The sequence below is a fragment of the Leisingera sp. ANG-M7 genome, from assembly GCF_000813965.1.
GTDB lineage: Bacteria > Pseudomonadota > Alphaproteobacteria > Rhodobacterales > Rhodobacteraceae > Leisingera.
This window is the reverse complement of the sequence record NZ_JWLI01000005.1, coordinates 233,842-252,005: the sequence shown is the minus strand read 5'-3', so window position 1 is coordinate 252,005 and position 18,164 is coordinate 233,842. Positions and strand designations below refer to the sequence as shown.

Annotated in this window: 19 protein-coding genes and 1 pseudogene; 6 read left to right on the top strand and 14 right to left on the bottom strand. The window is 62.0% G+C overall.

All coding sequences use genetic code 11. The features are described 5' to 3' along the window. Positions 1-136 precede the first annotated feature (136 nt). Positions 137-877: a 16S rRNA (uracil(1498)-N(3))-methyltransferase gene (locus RA26_RS06685; RefSeq protein WP_039181634.1), complete on the bottom strand. Its 741-nt coding sequence runs from the start codon at positions 875-877 to the stop codon at positions 137-139. Between the two features lie 12 nt (positions 878-889). Here RA26_RS06685 and ubiA point away from each other — a divergent pair, with 12 nt between their 5' ends. From ubiA to RA26_RS06670, 3 genes are read left to right on the top strand one after another with little or no spacing between them, the layout of a single operon-like run. Then, positions 890-1,852 (top strand): 4-hydroxybenzoate octaprenyltransferase, encoded by a 963-nt coding sequence (ubiA, locus tag RA26_RS06680; RefSeq protein WP_039181631.1) that lies wholly within the window; start codon positions 890-892, stop codon positions 1,850-1,852. Between the two features lie 60 nt (positions 1,853-1,912). Continuing rightward, positions 1,913-3,793: an OmpA family protein gene (locus RA26_RS06675; RefSeq protein WP_039181627.1), complete on the top strand. Its 1,881-nt coding sequence runs from the start codon at positions 1,913-1,915 to the stop codon at positions 3,791-3,793. Next, entirely contained in the window at positions 3,790-4,104 is a 315-nt protein-coding gene (locus RA26_RS06670; RefSeq protein WP_039131391.1) for a hypothetical protein, read from the top strand. The genes RA26_RS06675 and RA26_RS06670 overlap by 4 nt, the downstream gene beginning before the upstream one ends. Positions 4,105-4,244: 140 nt before the next feature. Here the strand turns inward: RA26_RS06670 and RA26_RS06665 are convergent, their stop codons facing one another. From RA26_RS06665 to RA26_RS06610, 12 genes and pseudogenes are all read right to left on the bottom strand, one after another. Beyond that, positions 4,245-4,691: a molybdenum cofactor biosynthesis protein MoaE gene (locus tag RA26_RS06665; RefSeq protein ID WP_039181624.1), complete on the bottom strand. Its 447-nt coding sequence runs from the start codon at positions 4,689-4,691 to the stop codon at positions 4,245-4,247. Between the two features lie 4 nt (positions 4,692-4,695). Next, positions 4,696-4,941 carry a molybdopterin converting factor subunit 1 gene (gene moaD / locus RA26_RS06660; protein WP_039181622.1) on the bottom strand — a complete coding sequence of 82 codons (246 nt, stop codon included), beginning with the start codon at positions 4,939-4,941 and terminating at the stop codon, positions 4,696-4,698. Beyond that, the gene (pgsA, locus tag RA26_RS06655; protein WP_039181620.1) at positions 4,941-5,612 is read right to left on the bottom strand and encodes a CDP-diacylglycerol--glycerol-3-phosphate 3-phosphatidyltransferase; all 672 of its coding nucleotides are present in this window, start codon (positions 5,610-5,612) and stop codon (positions 4,941-4,943) included. Before pgsA ends, moaD begins: the two co-directional genes overlap by 1 nt. A 128-nt stretch (positions 5,613-5,740) precedes the next feature. Continuing rightward, entirely contained in the window at positions 5,741-6,352 is a 612-nt protein-coding gene (locus RA26_RS06650) for a DUF922 domain-containing protein (RefSeq protein ID WP_039181617.1), read from the bottom strand. A 70-nt stretch (positions 6,353-6,422) separates the two neighbouring features. Beyond that, positions 6,423-8,315 (bottom strand): excinuclease ABC subunit UvrC, encoded by a 1,893-nt coding sequence (uvrC, locus tag RA26_RS06645; protein ID WP_193747590.1) that lies wholly within the window; start codon positions 8,313-8,315, stop codon positions 6,423-6,425. A gap of 298 nt (positions 8,316-8,613) precedes the next feature. After that, positions 8,614-9,393, bottom strand: a pseudogene (locus RA26_RS06640) (SDR family oxidoreductase); the annotation flags it as partial. Positions 9,394-9,423: 30 nt separating this feature from the next. After that, on the bottom strand, positions 9,424-10,380 hold the full coding sequence (locus RA26_RS06635) for a calcium/sodium antiporter (RefSeq protein WP_039181611.1): 957 nt from the start codon (positions 10,378-10,380) through the stop codon (positions 9,424-9,426). Next, entirely contained in the window at positions 10,377-10,550 is a 174-nt protein-coding gene (locus RA26_RS22915) for a hypothetical protein (protein WP_193747589.1), read from the bottom strand. Before RA26_RS22915 ends, RA26_RS06635 begins: the two co-directional genes overlap by 4 nt. 1 nt (position 10,551) lies before the next feature. Then, a complete protein-coding gene (locus RA26_RS06625; RefSeq protein ID WP_039182075.1) occupies positions 10,552-11,349 on the bottom strand; it encodes a S49 family peptidase in 798 nt (265 codons plus the stop codon). Positions 11,350-11,541: 192 nt separating this feature from the next. Then, positions 11,542-12,303 carry an ABC transporter permease gene (locus tag RA26_RS06620; protein WP_019297162.1) on the bottom strand — a complete coding sequence of 254 codons (762 nt, stop codon included), beginning with the start codon at positions 12,301-12,303 and terminating at the stop codon, positions 11,542-11,544. Continuing rightward, the gene (locus tag RA26_RS06615) at positions 12,300-13,244 is read right to left on the bottom strand and encodes an ABC transporter ATP-binding protein (RefSeq protein WP_039181604.1); all 945 of its coding nucleotides are present in this window, start codon (positions 13,242-13,244) and stop codon (positions 12,300-12,302) included. Before RA26_RS06615 ends, RA26_RS06620 begins: the two co-directional genes overlap by 4 nt. A gap of 111 nt (positions 13,245-13,355) precedes the next feature. Further along, the gene (locus RA26_RS06610; RefSeq protein ID WP_039181601.1) at positions 13,356-13,877 is read right to left on the bottom strand and encodes a CoxG family protein; all 522 of its coding nucleotides are present in this window, start codon (positions 13,875-13,877) and stop codon (positions 13,356-13,358) included. 174 nt (positions 13,878-14,051) lie between these two features. Here RA26_RS06610 and RA26_RS06605 point away from each other — a divergent pair, with 174 nt between their 5' ends. Beyond that, the gene (locus tag RA26_RS06605) at positions 14,052-14,726 is read left to right on the top strand and encodes an NAD(P)-dependent oxidoreductase (protein WP_039181598.1); all 675 of its coding nucleotides are present in this window, start codon (positions 14,052-14,054) and stop codon (positions 14,724-14,726) included. A 146-nt stretch (positions 14,727-14,872) separates the two neighbouring features. Here the strand turns inward: RA26_RS06605 and pobA are convergent, their stop codons facing one another. Further along, positions 14,873-16,054, bottom strand: a complete 1,182-nt coding sequence (pobA, locus tag RA26_RS06600; RefSeq protein WP_039181596.1) for a 4-hydroxybenzoate 3-monooxygenase — start codon at positions 16,052-16,054, stop codon at positions 14,873-14,875. Between the two features lie 104 nt (positions 16,055-16,158). Here pobA and RA26_RS06595 point away from each other — a divergent pair, with 104 nt between their 5' ends. Both RA26_RS06595 and RA26_RS06590 read left to right on the top strand, forming a co-directional pair. Then, on the top strand, positions 16,159-17,019 hold the full coding sequence (locus RA26_RS06595; protein ID WP_039182072.1) for a helix-turn-helix domain-containing protein: 861 nt from the start codon (positions 16,159-16,161) through the stop codon (positions 17,017-17,019). A 47-nt stretch (positions 17,020-17,066) separates the two neighbouring features. After that, a complete protein-coding gene (locus RA26_RS06590; RefSeq protein WP_039181593.1) occupies positions 17,067-18,164 on the top strand; it encodes a CaiB/BaiF CoA transferase family protein in 1,098 nt (365 codons plus the stop codon).

The window sequence follows — 18,164 nt, the reverse complement described above, 5'->3', positions numbered from 1 at the left end:
CATTAAAACGTTTAGCAAACGGTGCAGCCTGCCTTGCCATCCTTATTTGTTCAGCCAGGACGGCGGATACAATGGCCGCGGACGCCGCAGCACAATTAAAGGTTAACCGGAAATGGTTTCCAGTCTGTGACCAACGTCACCCAGCTTTCCCTTGCCAGTCCCCCAGCGCCTGCTGCCACAGGGTCATCGCCGCCACCGCAGCGGTATCGGCGCGCAGGATGCGGGGGCCGAGGCTGACGACATGGGATTGCGGCAGCGTGTGCAGCCGCTTGCGTTCTGCCTCGGAAAATCCGCCTTCGGGGCCGATCAGAATGGCCCAAGGGGCGTCCTTCTGCGTCTCAGCGGCCAATTGCAGCGCATTGCCCACCTCCGCCTCGTCGCAGAACATCAGCTGCCGCTCAATTGGCCAATGGTCCAGCAGGCGGGAGAGCTTCTGCAGGTCTGCCACCTCCGGCACATAGGTGCCGCCGCATTGCTCTGCCGCCTCTACAGCATGGGCCTGCAGCCGGTCCTGGCGGATACGTTCGGAATTGGTGAACTCCGTCTGCACCGGAAGGATGCGCGCCGCGCCCATTTCCGCCGCTTTCTCGACGATGAAATCGGTGCGCGCCTTTTTGATCGGCGCAAACATCAGCCAAAGGTCCGGCGGCATCTGCAACGGTTTGGTCTGCTCCTGGCACACGAGCGTGCCGCCGCGCTTTCCAGTCTCCGCAACCTCAGCCAGCCACTCGCCATCCTTGCCGTTGAACAGCGCCACATGGGCACCCGCTGCCAGCCGCATCACCCCGAACAGGTAATGCGCCTGATCACGATCCAAGGGAAGTGATTGCCCTGCCCCCAAAGGGTGCTCTACATACAGTCTGATTTTCGCACTCATGGGGTCCTACATATGCAAGGCGAGACACCAGCACCAGAGGGTCAGGTCGCGGATGCGGTCAAGGGAAACTGGGTCGACACATATGCCCCTGAGTGGACACGCCCCTACTTGCGCCTCAGCCGCGCTGACCGGCCGATCGGCACATGGTTATTGCTGATCCCCTGCTGGTGGGGGCTTGCCCTGGCGATCCTCGCGGATCAAAGCCCGCGCTGGAGCGACCTTTGGATTGCCGTCGGCTGCGCCGCCGGCGCCTGGCTGATGCGCGGGGCCGGCTGCACCTGGAATGACATCACCGACCGCAACTTCGACGGCCAGGTTGAGCGTACCCGCTCGCGTCCCATCCCCTCAGGCCAGGTGACGGTCAAGGGCGCGCTGGCCTGGATGGGGCTGCAGTGCCTTTTGGGCCTGATGATCCTGCTGACCTTCAACCAGGCAGCCATTGCCATGGGCATCCTGTCGCTGTTGCCGGTGGCGGTCTACCCTTTTGCCAAACGCTTCACCTGGTGGCCCCAGGTGTTTCTGGGCCTTGCTTTTAACTGGGGGGCCATGCTGACCTGGGTTGCGCACACCGGCTCCATGAGCTGGCCGCCGGTACTGCTGTACCTGGCCGGCATCGCCTGGACGCTGTTCTATGACACCATTTATGCCCACCAGGACACCGAGGACGACGCGCTGATCGGCGTCAAATCCACCGCCCGGCTGTTCGGCACGCAAACCCCTATGTGGCTGCGCCGTTTCATCGTGGGTTTTGTCTGCCTGATGGCGATGGCGGTCATTGGCGCGATGCTGGAAAGCGCTTCGATTCTGGCGCTGGTGCTGGCACTCGCAGCCCCTTGGGCAATGGGCTGGCACATGACCTGGCAGCTGCGCGCCTTTGACGCGGACAACAATGCCCGGCTTCTGCAATTGTTCCGGCTGAACCGCGATACCGGCCTGATCCCGCTGATCTTCTTCGCCTTGGCAATGTTCGCATGATTGAACCCCAGCGCCGCGCGCGGTAAGAGCCACTAACTGACCAAGGGAAACTGCCGCCGTATGCGCTTGTCCTCTCTGCTGATCCCAGGCCTGGCCTTTACCGCCGCTGCAGGGCTGAGCCTTGTGGCCGCCGGATTTTCCGTTACCGCGGTGGAACGCAGCACCGAAACCGGGGTGCGGCAGGCGTTGGACCGCGCGGGCTTCACCTGGGCCGAGGTAACGGCAGACGGGCTTCAAGTGCTGCTGGAAGGCACAGCCCCTGACGAAGCAACCCGGTTTTCGGTGATTTCCCTGATCGGCGGCGTGGTAGATGCGGCGCGGATCATCGACGGGATGGAGGTTCCTCCGGCCAAGGGGCTGGCACCGCCGCGGTTTTCCGCCGAAATCCTGCGAAACGACAGCGGCATCTCCATCATCGGGCTGATACCAGCAGGCTCCGGCCGCGCGGCGATGGTCAAGCAGCTGAACGCGCTCGCTGGCGAAGGCAATGTGGCGGACCTCTTGGAAACCGCCAAATATGCCAAGCCCGATGGCTGGCAGCGCGCCCTGGATTTCGCCATCGAGGCGCTGAAGCTGCTGCCGCGTGCCAAGATTTCGGTTGAAGCGGGCGAGGTATCCATCACCGCGATTTCCGGCAGTGAAGAGGCCAAGCACCAGCTGGAGGAGCAGCTTGGCCGGCTGGCCCCGCCGGGGTTGCGGCTGGCAATGGATATTGCTGCGCCGCGTCCGGTGATCACGCCCTTCACCCTGCGGTTCCTGCTCAACAAGGATGGCGCCCAGTTTGATGCCTGCTCTGCCGAGAGCGAGGAAAGCCGCAAGCGCATTCTTGATGCCGCCCGCAAGGCGGGGTTGAAAGGCGAAGCCGATTGCGTGATCGGCATGGGAGTGCCCTCGCCTAATTGGGCCCGCGCGTCGGAGCTGAGCATCGCCAGCCTTGCCGAGCTGGGCGGCGGTTCCGTGACCATTGCCAATGCCGACATCACCCTGGTTGCGGCAGGAGGCACCGCAAGCGGCACCTTCGATCATGTCGTAGGTGAGCTGGAAAACGCCCTGCCCCGGGTTTTTGCCCTGCACGCCGTACTGCCAGTGCCTGAAGCCAGCGCCACCGCCGGTCCACCTGAATTTACCGCGACACTCAGCCCAGAGGGCCAAGTGCAACTGCGCGGTCGTCTCAGCGACGCGGCCCTGCGCACGGTGGCCGACAGCTATGCCAAGGCACGTTTTGGCTCTGAGAATGTGCACACAGCCACCCGGATTGTCGCCGACCTGCCCGCCGACTGGCCGGTGCGCGTGCTGGCCGGGCTGGAGGCGCTATCTTATCTGCAGCGCGGATCAGTTACAGTAACGCCGGAAAACCTGGAACTGCGCGGGATGAGCTATCGAGAGGATGCGCTCTCCGAGATCGCGCGTTTTCTTTCGGCCAAGCTTGGCGAAGCAGAGACCTACGGGCTCGACATCACATACGAGGATCCGCCGGTGCCCGAGGATCAGCCGATCCCGCCGGAACTCTGCGAGGCGCAGCTGGCCGACGCCCAGGCCGAGGCTAAAATAGCCTTTGAACCCGGATCTGCCACCATTGCAGCCGAAAGCGCTGGCACCATGGACCGGATCGCAGAGGTGCTGAGCCGCTGCGGACCCGTGCGGCTGGAAATCCAGGGCCATACCGACAGTCAGGGCCGCGAGGTGATGAACCAGAACCTGAGCCAGGCCCGGGCGCAATCGGTGCTGAACGAGCTGCGCGCGCGCCGGGTGGTGACCTCTACCTTCGCCGCCAAGGGCTATGGCGAAAGCGAACCTATTGCCGACAACGGCACCGAAGAGGGCCGCGAGGCCAACCGCCGCATCGAGTTCAAGCTGGTCCGCCCGGCGGAGCAGGCAGAAACAAATGACGGCGAGACCGCCGAAAGCGCAGACGGCGCACAGGAGACACCAGAGGAATGAACAGGACAGAGTTCATCATCACCACCGCGATCATCCTGTTTGCGGCCTTTGCCATGGGCTGGTTTGCCAATTGGCTGGTGCACCGTTTCACCCGGGTGCGTCAAAGCGATGTGGCGGATCTGGACCGGATGAGCCAGGAACTGCATGAGGCAGAGGAAACCCGCGATCAGGCCATCACCTATCTGCAGCAGCGCGAGGCGGAACTGACCAACCAGTTGACCCAGACCGAGGCGGAACTGCGGGCGGCGATGGAAGGCCTGCGCGAAGCCCGCCGCGAGGCTGAGGAACTGCGCAGCCAGATCCCGCACTGAGCAGCTTGGTGCAGCGGGACACTCCCGCGCCTGCAGAATGCGCTGGCTATGCCCGCGCGCCCGGCCCAATAGGCGGAAATCATATTTTTGATGATTGAACGCTTGGCGGGAGCCCCCTGCCTGCTTGATCTCGCCGGGCCTCACCAGCGCTTGAGCGCGTCCTCGTCGACGTCCTTGGCCGCAACCCAGTCCGCGCGTCCGCCCGCAAGGATTTCTTTCTTCCAGAACGGCGCGCGGGATTTCAGGTAATCCATCAGGTACTCAGCTGCCTCAAAGGCATCCTTGCGGTGGCGCGCAGCGGTGGCGACCATCATGATGCGCTCGCCAGGTGCCAGGCGGCCATGCCGGTGGATCACCAGCGCATCAGCCAGCGACCAGCGGCTCATGGCTTCCTCCGCAATCGCGGTCAGCGCCTTTTCGGTCATGCCCGGGTAATGCTCGATCTCCATCGCCTGAAGCCCTCCCTGGTCGGCGTCCCGCACCACACCGGTGAAGGTCACCACGGCGCCTGCGTTTTCAACCCCAGCTGCAAAGGCATCGCTCTCTGCCCCAAGTTTAAACGGCGCTTCCTGAACGGAAATCCGCATGACCTCAGCCCCCGGTCATCGGCGGGAAGAAGGCGACCTCGCGCACGCCGTCCAGAGGCGCGTCAAACTCTGACAGCTCCTGGTCCAGTGCCACCCGCAAGGCCGACAAATCGGCAAAGGCGGCAGCATAGCGGTCTTCACGCCCGCGCAGTTCTTCGACCAGATCCGCCACCGTGGCAGCAGTTGTTTCCACCCGCTCACGCGGCAGGCCGATACGCTCGCGCACCCAGGCGAAATACAGGATATCCATCAATGCGCCTCCTTCAGATGCGGCATCGCCTTGCGCAAATAGTCGATCCCGGTGATGGCAGTCAGCGCCGCCGCGACCCATAGGAGCCAAAGACCGGCACGGCCGGTCCAGACCATACCATCGAACTTCCAGCGCAGGCCCATTTCGTCGGAAACCTGCCCCGTCATGATCTGTTCGATCAGCGCCTGGTCCATGCCAAACGAGGACATCACCAGATAGTGCTCAAAGATGCCCTGCGAGAACAGCGTGGCAATAGCGATCATCTGGGCCGTGGTTTTCCATTTGGCCAGTTTGGTCACCTTCAGCGTTCCAGCGGTGTCTCCCAAGTATTCGCGCAGGCCCGATACAAACACCTCGCGGAACAGAATCACCGTAGCTGGAAGCACCAGCCAGGGGGTCCAGTGCTCAGCGGAATAACCCACTAAGATCATCAGCGCGATCACCACCATCGCCTTGTCGGCAATCGGGTCCAGCATCGCGCCCATCTTGGTTTCCTGCTTCCAGGCCCGCGCCAGATAGCCGTCGAACCAGTCAGTGACCGCCGCTGTCACAAACAGCAGCAAGGCAAACCAGTCCGCGTACGGCCGGGTGAAATACAGGAACATCACGGCTAGGCCGGGTGCTGCGACGAGCCGCAGCAAGGTGAGGATATTTGGCAGAGTCCACTTCATGCCGCGCACATTATCCGGCTGTTTCGAAAGTGGAAAGCGGCGTTGATCAAAATTCGGCAATGGCTGGCACCACGAAACAGCGGTGGCCGGCGGCAATCAGGCCCGTGTGCACGCGGGGCGTGTTGGCCTCATCCTACGGAAGTATCCAGCAGCGCCCCCTTCTTTTCGCCGTGATGGCTGGAGCGGTCGAATTTCCTGTGCATCTCGTTCAGACGGTTGCGGTCGTCGAAAATGTGAATGTTGATCACCCGCATCAGGTCTTCCTGGGCCATCTTCAGCGCAGCGGCCTCAGTATCCGCAAGCCCGGTGCCCTTGAGCTTGTTAAGCTCCTTGGCAATCTTCTCGCATTCCTTCTTGGCCTTACTCACATGCTCCGCCTCATGCACCAGACAGCAAGCATAGAAACGGTACCATTCGATCAGCGCCCGCGGCGACAGCCCGCTGACAGAGCGTTTGGGGCATTTGACCGTCGTATGCAGGATCAGTTTGAGCGCCGAGACTTTGGCCGTCACCTCAAACCAGCCGGTTTTTTTGTCGATCTTGGGTTTGCCGTCAGCAACATATTTGCCCTTGGCCGTCAGGCAATCCAGCTCCGTGGTGGTTAGAAAGGCCACCTTTTTGTTGTCGTTAGGGTCTTTCGGGCCGCTTTTCTTGATGCTCTTGGCGATGTCCGGCAGCGTTTTTCCGGAAACCGAATAGGTGTCATAGTCAACGTTTTTCACGGTCAGGGAGACGGGCATAATTCCTCCGGGCAGTTAAAGGCTGCCCTTCAGAAATAGCACGATTTGCCCCTAGTCCAAAATCAGCGGCCTAACCCTGCGCGTGGAAGTGGTCGTAGATCCGTTCGGCCAGCGCTTCGGATATTCCATCCACGGCCTTGAGGTCGGCCAGATTGGCGCGGCTCACAGCCTTGGCGCTGCCGAAATGCGCCAGCAATGCCCGTTTGCGCGAAGCGCCGACGCCTGGCACCTCGTCCAGCGGCGTCGCGCTGAAGGCTTTGGCGCGCTTAGCCCGGTGGGTGCCAATCGCAAACCTGTGTGCCTCGTCCCGCATACGCTGGATGAAATAGAGCACCGGGTCGTTGCGTTGCAGCGCAAAGACGCTTTCGCCCGGGCGGTAGAACTCCTCCTTGCCGTGGTCGCGGTCGACGCCCTTGGCGACACCGACCATGGGGATGTCCTGCACCCCGTGTGCCTCCATGATCTCCGCCACCGCAGAGACCTGCCCCGCGCCGCCGTCGATCAGCAAGAGGTCAGGCCACAGGCCCTTTTCCCGGTCCGGGTCCTCCTTCAGCAGGCGCGAAAAGCGGCGGTTCAGCACTTCCTTCATCATGCCGAAGTCATCACCTGGCACCAGGTCTTCGCCCCTGATGTTGAACTTGCGATAGGCGTTTTTCATGAAGCCCTCCGGCCCCATCACGATCATACCGCCAACCGCATTGGTGCCCTGAATGTGTGAGTTGTCGTAAACCTCGATCCGCTGCGGCGGGCCATCCAGTCCAAAGGCTTCCGCCAGCCCGCGCAGGAGCTTTGCCTGGGTGGCGCTTTCGGCCATGCGGCGGGCCAGGCTCTCGCGCGCGTTGCGCACGGCAAAGGCCACCAGCTCAGTCTTCTCACCGCGCTGAGGCACCATCAGTTCGACCTTTCGCTCAGCCTTCTCGCTGAGTGCAGCCTCCATCAGGTCGGCATTTTCGATGCCGTCGGACAGGATCAGCTGCCGCGGCGGCTCCTTATTGCCATAGAACTGGCCCAAGAAGGCCTCCATGACCTCTGCAGGGCTGTTGTCGGCATCCACCCGGGGATAGAAATCCTGGTTGCCCCAGTTCTGGTTGGCACGGATGAAGAAAACCTGCACGCAGGCCTGGCCGCCATCCATATGCAGACCGACCACATCCGCCTCTGCTACCCCGCGCGGGTTGATGCCTTGCGAGGTTTGCACCTGGGTCAGTGCCTTGATCCGGTCGCGCAAGGCGGCGGCGCGTTCAAACGCCATCGCCTCAGACGCGGCCATCATCTGCTCCGCCAGCTCCTCCTGGATCTTGGTGGAGCGGCCCGACAGGAAACGTTCTGCGTCTCGCACGCTGGCGGCATAATCCTCTTCGCTGATCAGACCGGTGCAGGGCGCGGTGCAGCGTTTGATCTGATGCTGCAGGCAGGGTCGCGTTCGCGTCTCGAACATCGAATCCGAGCAATTGCGCAGCAGGAATGCCTTTTGCAACTGGTTCAGGGTCCGGTTTACCGCACCAGCGCTGGCGAAAGGGCCGAAGTAGCTTCCCTTTTGCTTGCGGGCGCCCCGGTGTTTCTTGATCTGCGGAAAGGCGTGATCCTTGGCGACCAGGATATTCGGGAAACTTTTGTCGTCGCGCAGCAGAACGTTGTACTTGGGCTTCAGCTGCTTGATCAGGTTCTGCTCCAAGAGCAGCGCCTCTGTTTCCGTCCGGGTGGTCAGAAACATCATCGAGGCGGTGAGCGCAATCATCCGCTCGATCCGCGGGCTGTTGCCAGGCCGGGTATAGTTCGACACCCGCGCCTTGAGATTGCGCGCCTTGCCCACGTAGAGAACCCGGCTGTCCGCATCCAGCATCCGGTAGACGCCGGGCGATGCGTCCAGCGTTTTCACATAATCTTGGATTACCGCATAACCGGTGCGGACAGGCGAATCCGGCGCTGTTTCGGAAGGCTGGTCAGTCATGCGCCCAGACATATGATTCCCTGCGCGTGGCTGCAATGTTTGCCTGTCAGGATCAAGAGCGGGAAAATCCACGGAAGCTGTGGATAACTACGGAGATATCTTTGGGCTATCCCGCCTTTTCTCTTATTTCTGAGCGGTTTTGGACGGATGCTTAATTTTTAGGCACTCTAATAAGGCGCTGATTTAAAGCAAAACTTTTCATACCGGCTGTCAAGGTTTTGAAAAGAAAGGCACTTTTGTAACGCTTCCATGACGGCAAGTGAGACGGTGTAAAACTTGCAGCGAAAGGGTCGGTTTTTCCCTGTTTGCGTCACTCAAGACCATCGTTGTCAGGAGTCTGCCAGCCCAGGTGCTGACCGCCATCCACGCAGATCATCTGGCCCGTCACAGCCTTAGCCTGCAGCAAATAGCTGAGAGCCGCGGTGACATCCTCCGCATCCGCGCCGCGCTGCAAAATTGTAGCCTTCCGCTGGCGGGCGAATTGCTCCGCGCTCTGCCGCGGCCCCTGCAAGGTCGGGCCCGGGCCGATGGCATTCACGCGGATCCGCGGAGCCAGCGCCTGCGCCGCCGTCTGCGTAAACGTCCACAGCGCAGATTTGGCCAGTGTGTAGCTCATGAAGTCAGGTGTCAGCTTGCGCACCCGCTGGTCGATCATGTTGACCGCCAGCCCCCATGCCCGCGGCTCGCCACCTGTATCCAGCTCTACCGGGAGCTCCTGCGCGGCCATGGCCTGCAATAGGACGAACGGCGCCCGCAGATTGCTGTCCAAATGCCGGTCCCAGCTGCTCCGGGTGGCTGTGGATAGCGTATCATGCTCAAACACGGACGCATTGTTGACTAGGCAATTAATGGCGCCGCCCAGGCTTTCAGCTGCGCGCGGAAGCAGTGCTTGGGCCTGATCCTCCTGCAGAAGGTCTGCCTGCAGTGCTGCGGCCTGCCGGCCCATGCCGCGGATCTGCTCTGCTGTGGCCTCAGCCTCATCTGCCGAAGACGCATAGTGGACAGCGACGTCATACCCTTGCGCTGCAAGCTCCAAAGCCATGGAGCGCCCGAGCCGCCTGCCCGCCCCGGTCACCAATGCCCGCATCTGTGCCTCCCTGCTGCTACCCTGGAAACAGAGTTAAAACAGGACGAAGAGATAGGCCAGATAGAGCGCCGTCAGAATGACACCCCAGATGCGGGTGATGTCCTGCTTGAAGAAGACAAAGGGGATCAGCAGCAAAGAGGCGGCCAGCATCACCCACAGGTCGAACTGCAGGAACTCCGGATCCACGCTGATCGGGCCGATGAAGGTGGCAATACCGATGATCGCCAGTAAGTTGAACATGTTGGAGCCGATCACATTGCCCAGCGCCACATCCGCCTGACGCCGCAGCGCTGCCATCACAGTGGTGGCCAGTTCCGGCAGCGAAGTTCCAATTGCAACGAGCGTCAGACCGATAACAGGCTCGCTGACACCATAAAGGCGTGCAATGATGGTTGCATTGTCCACCAGCAGATCGGCACCCAGCGGCAGGCCGATCAGGCCCAGCAGCAGATAGATGCCTACGCGCCAGTACGGCATATCCGGGTCGGCTTCCTCAATGTCTTCCAGATCCGCATCAGCAGCACAGCCATTACCGTTGCGCCGGTGATTGCGGGCCTCACGGAAGGCTATGCCGAGCACCAAGGACAGCGCGGCCAGCAAAATCAATCCGGACCAGATTGTGAATGTGCCGCAGAAAGCCAGAGCGATGAACAGCACCGAGGCTCCCAGCATGAAGTTATAATTCTTGCGGGTGCTGCATTCACTGGTGTGCAAGGCCCGCATCAGAGCCGGTATGCCCAGCACCAGCAGGATATTGGCCGTGTTCGAACCCACAACGTTGCCCATTGCGATACCATCAGCGCCCTCATGCACGGCGCTGATCGCGATCAGCAGCTCCGGTGCCGAGGTGCCAAATGCGACGATGGTCAAGCTGACGATCAGCGCAGGCACCCCCAGCCGCAGGCTGAGATTCACAGCACCACGCACCAGCGCGTCCCCCGCCAGCAGCAAGATGACCAGACCAAGCGCCGAATACAGCCATGGCATCATTTGCCACGATCTCCTTTTATGCAGGCGCACGGCCCCTTGCCGATCTTGAAGCGGCCGCAGGACGTGCAGCGCCTGGAATTGATTTGCTTCTGGCCGGGAAGACGCAGCTTGCCGAACATCGCCAGCACAGCCATCACCGCCAGAAAGATTGCAACGATCTTGAACAGCACGTCAGAGACCGAAACGCGCATATTCGGCGCGCTCCTCGATCCCGGCCAACGCATCCTGCGCGACCTGCATGCCAAAGCGGCTCAGCAACGGTTTTTTCAATCCATAGCGGCGGAAGCGGACCTTCTCTCCGAAGCGTTCCTGCATCTTGGGCTTCAGATGGCCTATACCGTCGATCAGCCCCAGTTCCTCGGCCCTGCGCGCCAGCCAGACCTCACCGGTGAACAGGTTTTCGTCGCTGTGCAGCTTGGAGCCGCGGCGTTCGGTGACATGGTCAATGAAATTGGCATGGATGTCGTTCAGGATCACCTTGAGGCGCTTCACGTCCTCCGGGTTTTCCGGACGGAATGGGTCCAGCATGGATTTGCTCTCGCCCGCGGTATAAACTCGCCGCTCCACCCCCTGGCGGGCCAGCAGTACATGCGCGCCAAAGCCGGCGGAGATTACTCCGACCGAGCCCAGAACAGAACTGGCATCGGCCCAAATCTCATCGGCAGCCGCCGCCAGCCAGTAGCCGCCCGAAGCTGCCACATCCTCGACAAAGGCAAAAACCGGCACTTCCAGCTCTTCTGACAGCCGCCGGATGCGGGCGCCAATAAGCGAGCTTTGCACCGGTGAGCCGCCGGGCGAGTTGATCTCCAGCGCCACGGCGGCGGGTTTCCCTTTACGGAAAGCTCGCTCCAGCACTGGCGCCAGTGCGGCGTCGCTCAGGGAGCCGCGCCCGGGCATGCCGATGGCGCCATTGAGGCGCACTACCGCTACCAGCGGCTGTCTTTTCAGGAAAGGCAGGTGAAATCTCATGGCGCCGATGTAGAGGGCCACCCGGGGTGAAACAAGGTGCGTGGTCTTGGGAATTGGTATGAAATGCAAAAACCGCACAGCCGCGGGCATAATTGCAACGCCGGTTAGCACCCTCATTTACAGCCCCGGCCCGCCAGCCAAAAAAGGCAGCAGCTTGCGGCTGCCGCCTTGAAGGAGGGCTAGGCACGGGTCTCAGGCGCGGATGCGCCAGCCAGTTTTAAAGATCCACCAGATGACGCCCACACAAGCGAGTGTGAAACCGCCAATTGCGCAGAGGCTTAGCAGAACCGGCACATCAGCCTGTCCGAAGAAGGCCCAGCGGAAGCCCGACACCAGATAGACCACCGGGTTGAACAGAGTAATCGTCTGCCAGACCGGTGGCAGCATTGAGATCGAATAGAAAGACCCGCCCAGGAAGACTAGCGGCGTCACCACCAGCAACGGCACCAGTTGAAGCTGTTCAAAATTCCCGGCCCAGATGCCGATGATGAAGCCCATCAAGGAAAAGCTGAGGCAAGTCAGTACCAGAAACGCCACCATCGCCAGCGGGTGCTGAACGGACAGATCCACGAACAGCGAGGCGGTGCACAGGATAACCGTGCCGATGAAAAGCGATTTGGTTGCCGCCGCACCGACGAACCCGGCGACCACCTCCAGGAAATTGATCGGCGCTGACAGGATCTCGTAGATGTTGCCGATAAATTTCGGAAAGTAGATCCCGAAGGACGCATTGGAGATGCTCTGGGTGATCACGGACAGCATCACCAGCCCCGGCACGATGAAGGCGCCGTATTCGACCCCATCGACCTCCTGGATGCGGCTGCCGATGGCGCTGCCGAACACCACGAAATACAGCGAAGTGGACAGGACCGGCGAGATGAAGCTTTGCAGGAAAGTGCGCCAGAACCGCGCCATTTCCGCCTTGTAGATGGTGGCTACCGCTGTCCAGTTCATGCTGCATCCTCCGACGCCGCGCCAGCCGAAACCAGGCCGACAAAGATATCTTCCAGGCTGGATTCGCGGGTCTGCACATCCGCCAGCACCAGCCCGGCCTCTGCTACATCGTTCAAGAGCGTGGTGATGCCGGTGCGTTCCGCCCGGGTGTCATAGGTATAAAGCAAGGCATCGCCGCCGTTGACGATCTGCAGGTTGTGCTGCGCCAGCGATGCCGGGATTGCTTCGACCGGTGCAGTCAGCTGCACCTCCAGCTGCTTCTGCCCCATCCGGGCCATCAGCTGTTCCTTTTTCTCAACTAGCAGCAGCTCGCCGCCGGTGATGACCCCGACACGGTCAGCAATCGCTTCGGCTTCCTCAATGTAGTGGGTGGTCAGGATGATGGTGACGCCGTCCGCCTTCATCTCACGGACGATCTCCCACATGTCCTTGCGCAACTCGACATCCACGCCGGCCGTAGGTTCATCCAGGAACAGGATCCGCGGCTCATGCGCCAGCGCCTTGGCAATCAGCACCCGCCGCTTCATACCGCCCGACAGGTCCATGATCCGGCTGTCCCGCTTGTCCCACAGCGACAGCTTGCGCAAGATGTCCTCCACCAGCGCAGGCCTGGCAGGCTTGCCGAACAGGCCGCGCGAGAAGGTGACCGTGTCCAGAACCTTGGTGAAGGGCTCCAGCGTGATCTCCTGCGGCACCAGCCCGATCAGCGCCCGCGCCTGGCGGAATTGGCTGACGTTGTCGAACCCGCCAACGCTGACACTTCCGGAGGTTGCGGTGGTTATGCCGCAAATGGTTGAAATCAGGGTGGTCTTGCCCGCGCCATTGGGGCCGAGCAGGGCAAGAATTTCCCCCTCTTCAATGTCAAGCGAGACGCCCTTCAGCGCCTGAAAGCCGCCATCATATGTTTTGCGCAGATCGCGGATCGTCAGGATCGCCGCCATGGTGCCTCCGGGATGGTCTCAAATCCCGGCCACCCTAGCGGCGGTTCGCTGCATCTGCCAGCCCTGCTCCGCGGGCCGGTCCGCAGAAGGGCCTGTGCGCCAGTGCAGGGGTCAACCGCGGCCGGTGACCTTGCTGAACCAGCCCTTCTTTTCCTCACCCGTTTCAGGCGCCTCGCCATCCTGGCTTTCCTCCTCCGGCGCCAGATGCGCCTGCAGGTTAGCAAAGAACTGATCCGCCATCTTTTTAGCAAAGCCGTCAATGATCCGGCTGCCCAGCTGCGCCAGCTTGCCGCCGACCTTGGCCTCCACATCATAGGACAGCAGCGTGCCGGTCTCCGACGGCGCCAAAGTCACGACAGCACCGCCCTTGGCAAAACCAGCCGCACCGCCCTTGCCCTCACCGGAAATGGTCAGCTTTTCTTTTTCAATCAGATCCGACAGCGTGACCTGCCCTTTGAAGGTGGCTTTGACCGGCCCGACCTTCTGGGTAACCGTGGCCTCAAACCCGTCCTCCGGCGTGCCTGCCACCTCCTGCGCACCGGGCACACAGGCCTGCAGCACCTCCGGCGTCAGCAGCGCGGCATAGACAGTTGCCGGATCGGCGGCGATCTCTTTCTGGTCACTCATCTGCATGGGCTGGCCTCCCTGGCGCTCGCTTGCGGTTCCTTTCAGACCTAGCCGCCCCGCCTTGCTCTGCCAAGCCCGCGGAGACATTCCCGGCATCTTATGGCATTCGGTCGGGTATTTTACCTTGACGTCGAGATTTAAACGCATATATCTCGACCTCAAGATAAATAGGAGAACGTCATGAAGATCATTCTTTTCGGTGCCACTGGCGACGTTGGCAGCGCAGCATTGAAAGCGGCAGTATCCCGCGGCCACCACGTCACCGCGGTGGCGCGCCACCCGCAGGCGCTGGCAGCCATCAGCCCGAAGGTCACACCGCTTGCATTGGATCTGCTGAAAGACCCTGATGCCGTGGCAGCAGCAGCCAAGGGGCATGACCTGGTGATCAGCGCCCTGCGCCCGCCTGCCGGACATGAAGCGGATTTGGTACCGCTGACCCGCACCGCACTGGCTGCTGCACGGCAAGCAGGCATTCCCGTGCTGGTGACCGGCGGTGCTGCAACGCTGAAACTGGCAGACGGCAGCGGCCACACGGTGCTGACCGCACCCGGTTTCCTGCCAGACGGCGTCCGCCCGATTGCCGAGGCCTGCGCGGCACAGGACGCACTGCTGGACGCGGAGATTGAGTCACAATGGACCTGCCTGCGCCCGCCCGCGATGCTGTCAGAAGGGCCCCAAACCGGCAGCTACTGCTTTGGAACTGACACGCTGGTTACCGACGCAGAGGGCAACTCGCAGATTTCCTTTGCAGATTTCGGTGCAGCCCTGCTGGATCTCGCCGAAGCCCCGAACGGCAGCCACCGGAAACTGACCGTTGCCTGGGGCGTTCCCGCCCCTGCCATGGCAGCCGGCTGATACGGAGCCTCGGGCCACGTTGGGCGGCGTTGGGCCAGGCAGCGCGCCGCGCCCGGCCCAAGGCTTTTCAGGGCATCTCTGATGCACGGCAAAGGCGCGGGAGCCGCAGGTTTCCGGATGCCAAGTGCAGTCGGCAGATACCACAGTCAGTACGGCAGCCCCACGTAATTTTCAGCCAGTGAAACCTGGGCCGCCTCTGAGGAGAACAGGTAATCCAATTCTGCCCGCTGCAGCCGCAGGTCTGTTTCCGAGCCCTCCGGCGCCCGGTGCAGCAGGTTGGTCATCCACCAGCTGAACCGCTCCGCCTTCCAAACCCGCGCCAGCGCCTTTTCCGAATAGGCGTCCAGCCCGGCACTGTCGCCCTTCAGGTAGTGATCCATGAACCCATGGTAGAGGTAATGGATATCCGAAGCTGCCAGGTTCAGACCTTTGGCACCGGTGGGCGGCACGATATGGGCGGCGTCACCGGCTAGGAACATGTTGCCATAGCGCATCGGCTCCGCAACGAAACTGCGCAACGGGGCGATGGATTTCTCGATCGACGGGCCGGTCTGCAGGCCAGCCGAGACCTTTTCCGGCAGGCGGCGCTTCAGCTCTTGCCAGAACGCCGCATCACTCCAATCCTCCACGCGGTCGGTCAGCGGCACCTGGATGTAATACCGGCTCAGCACCCGGCTGCGCAGCGAGCACAGGGCAAAGCCGCGCTCATGCCGCGCATAGATCAGCTCCTCCGCCACCGGCGGCGTTTCCGACAAAACCCCAAGCCAGCCAAAGGGATAGACTTTCTCATATTCTTTCAGTACATCCGCCGGGATCGACTTGCGGCTGACCCCGTGAAAACCATCGGCACCGACGATAAAGTCGCACTCGGCCCGCTGCGCCTCTCCATTCTGCTCCCAGGTCACGAAGGGACGCGCGTCGGTCAGCGCATGCGGCTGCACATTCTGCGCCTCGTGGATCACCGCTCCGCCCATCGCATCGCGCGCTTCATACAGATCGCGGGTCACTTCGGTCTGGCCGTAAACCATCACCGTCTCGCCGCTGGTGTGCTTTGCCAAGTCGATCCGGTCCAGTTGCCCCTGATGCGCGATGTGGAAGCCCTCGTGGATCTCGCCCTCCCGGTCCATGCGCTCGCCGCAGCCCGCTTCGCGCATCAGATTGACGAAACCATGCTCCAGCACGCCGGCCCGGATCCGGCCCAGCACGTGCTCCCGCGTGTGTTTCTCCAGCACGATGGAGCTGATCCCCTTGCGGTGCAAAAGCTGCGACAACAGCAAGCCGGAAGGCCCGCCGCCAATGATGACAACCTGCGTCTGATGCGTGGACATGCGCGTTCCCCTGACCGCTCGAATTGTTCGTGCAAGAGGAATTTTGCGCCGGCGGCGCAAGTTTGCGAATGGACCAAGCGCGCAATTTCTTGTATTTTTTGCACATGAACTCCCCAACCCGCATCGATAGCTACAACTTGTTCGGCGAAACCGCCGAACTGGCTGATGTTCTGCATATTGAGACAATTCGCGCCCGATCTGAGCTGCATGATTGGGAATTGCGGCCGCACCGGCACGCAAGACTGCACCAGCTGCTGGTGCTGATCAACGGGGCGGGAGTGGCAGAACTTGACGAAAACAGACATAACCTCACCCCGCCCTGCCTGATCAATGTTCCGCGCGGCGCGGTGCATGGCTTTCGTTTTGGCAGCGGCACTGGCGGCTGGGTGATCACTCTGACATCCGACCTTTTGGACCAGAATCTGGCCCCGGGAGAAGGGATCAGTGCACCGCTGCACCAGCCTGCGGTTCTGCCCTTGCCGCAAGGGATGCAGGAGCTGGCCGAAAGACTGTTCAGCGAATACCAGGCCAAGGCGTTCGGCCGGGCACAGATGCTGCGCGGGCTGGCGCTCAGCCTTACAGCCCTGGCCGCGCGCGCGATTGCGGCAGAAGGGAACGATGCCACGCAGTCACAGGCAAGCCCTGTGTTTGCACGCTTTGAAGCGCTGGTGGAGCGGGATTTCCGCCTGCGCCGGCCGCTGGCGGATTACGCCGGCGAACTGGCGGTTTCCGCCACCCATCTCAATCGCATCACCCATCAAGCCACAGGGCAGCCTGCCTCTGCCCTGGTCAATGCCCGCGTTCTCCGCGAAGCGCGGCGGCTGCTGATCTATACCAACCTGACCGCCGCACAGATCGCCTATGAACTCGGCTTCAACGATCCCGCGCATTTCAGCCGGGTCTTTGCCAAGGGGACCGGAATGCCGCCACGGAAATTCCGCCAGCAGCTTGCCGGAACCGCCTGAGCCGCCGCAAACTGGTCCGGAGCAAACACGGCAACAAGGGGCGCCATATGCTGCAGGGGATCCGCATTCTGGAAGTCGAAGGCCTGGGCCCAGGCCCCTTTGCCGCGATGACGCTGGCGGACCTCGGGGCGGAGGTGATCTGCGTGCACCGGCCGTACACCCCCCGTACACCGGCCCGTGCACCGGGGATGCCGGAACACTCTTTGCTGGACCGCGGCAAACGGTCGGTCACACTGGACCTGAAGGAGCCTGGCGACGCCGAAACCTTCCTGAAACTTGCACAAACCGCACATGGGCTGATCGAAGGTTTCCGCCCCGGTGTGATGGAGCGGCTGGGCCTGGGGCCGGAGCAGTGCCATGCGATGAACCCAGGCCTGGTCTATGGCCGCATGACCGGCTGGGGCCAGGACAGCCCGCTGGCCCATGCGGCGGGCCATGACCTCAATTACATCTCGCTGTCGGGTGCGTTGTGGTACGCCTCCAGCCCCGGTGACGCACCGCTCACGCCGGCTACGCTGGTCGGCGACATCGGCGGCGGGGCGATGTATCTGGTGGCGGGGATGCTGGCGGGCATTCTGAAGGCCAAGGCCACCGGCGAGGGCTGCGTGGTGGATGCCGCGATCTATGACGGATCGGCCCATATGATGAACCTCCTGATGAGCATCCGGCAGGCCGGGAACTTTGGCGTCACACGTGGAGCAAACCTGCTCGACGGGCCGCATTGGAGCCGTACCTATGCCTGCGCCGGTGGCGGCTATGTCTCTGTCCAATGCCTGGAGCCGAAGTTTTATGCGCAGTTTCTGGAGAAACTTGGGCTGTCAGAGGATCCGGAGTTTCAGCGGCAGTTCGACAAGGCGCTTTGGCCTGCACTCACTGGCCGCCTTGCCGGGATCTTTGCCGGCCAGCCGCGCGATCATTGGGCGGCGCTGTTCGGGGGATCAGATGCCTGCGTGGCGCCGGTGCTGAACCCGGAGGAGGCAATGGCGCATCCAATGAATGCGCGCCGTGCCTGGATAGAGGCAGAAGGCGTCTTACAAGCCGCCCCTGCCCCGCGGTTTTCAGGGCAGCCGGAGTGGACGCCGCCGGAGATCCCCCGGCGCGGCCAGCACACGGAGGAAATCCTGGCAGAACTGAACCAGAAGTAG

Bases quoted from the DNA above. Each gene is read 5' to 3' on its own strand.
- RA26_RS06675 (WP_039181627.1), top strand. From the start codon at position 1,913: ATGCGCTTGTCCTCTCTGCTGATCCCAGGCCTGGCCTTTACCGCCGCT.
- uvrC (WP_193747590.1), bottom strand. From the start codon at position 8,315: ATGTCTGGGCGCATGACTGACCAGCCTTCCGAAACAGCGCCGGATTCG.
- RA26_RS06670 (WP_039131391.1), top strand. From the start codon at position 3,790: ATGAACAGGACAGAGTTCATCATCACCACCGCGATCATCCTGTTTGCG.
- RA26_RS06590 (WP_039181593.1), top strand. From the start codon at position 17,067: ATGCTGCAGGGGATCCGCATTCTGGAAGTCGAAGGCCTGGGCCCAGGC.
- ubiA (WP_039181631.1), top strand. From the start codon at position 890: ATGCAAGGCGAGACACCAGCACCAGAGGGTCAGGTCGCGGATGCGGTC.
- RA26_RS06595 (WP_039182072.1), top strand. From the start codon at position 16,159: ATGAACTCCCCAACCCGCATCGATAGCTACAACTTGTTCGGCGAAACC.
- RA26_RS06605 (WP_039181598.1), top strand. From the start codon at position 14,052: ATGAAGATCATTCTTTTCGGTGCCACTGGCGACGTTGGCAGCGCAGCA.
- pgsA (WP_039181620.1), bottom strand. From the start codon at position 5,612: ATGAAGTGGACTCTGCCAAATATCCTCACCTTGCTGCGGCTCGTCGCA.
- RA26_RS06625 (WP_039182075.1), bottom strand. From the start codon at position 11,349: ATGAGATTTCACCTGCCTTTCCTGAAAAGACAGCCGCTGGTAGCGGTA.
- RA26_RS06610 (WP_039181601.1), bottom strand. From the start codon at position 13,877: ATGCAGATGAGTGACCAGAAAGAGATCGCCGCCGATCCGGCAACTGTC.
- RA26_RS06650 (WP_039181617.1), bottom strand. From the start codon at position 6,352: ATGCCCGTCTCCCTGACCGTGAAAAACGTTGACTATGACACCTATTCG.
- RA26_RS06620 (WP_019297162.1), bottom strand. From the start codon at position 12,303: ATGAACTGGACAGCGGTAGCCACCATCTACAAGGCGGAAATGGCGCGG.
- RA26_RS06665 (WP_039181624.1), bottom strand. From the start codon at position 4,691: ATGCGGATTTCCGTTCAGGAAGCGCCGTTTAAACTTGGGGCAGAGAGC.
- RA26_RS06615 (WP_039181604.1), bottom strand. From the start codon at position 13,244: ATGGCGGCGATCCTGACGATCCGCGATCTGCGCAAAACATATGATGGC.
- pobA (WP_039181596.1), bottom strand. From the start codon at position 16,054: ATGTCCACGCATCAGACGCAGGTTGTCATCATTGGCGGCGGGCCTTCC.
- moaD (WP_039181622.1), bottom strand. From the start codon at position 4,941: ATGGATATCCTGTATTTCGCCTGGGTGCGCGAGCGTATCGGCCTGCCG.
- RA26_RS06685 (WP_039181634.1), bottom strand. From the start codon at position 877: ATGAGTGCGAAAATCAGACTGTATGTAGAGCACCCTTTGGGGGCAGGG.
- RA26_RS06635 (WP_039181611.1), bottom strand. From the start codon at position 10,380: ATGATGCCATGGCTGTATTCGGCGCTTGGTCTGGTCATCTTGCTGCTG.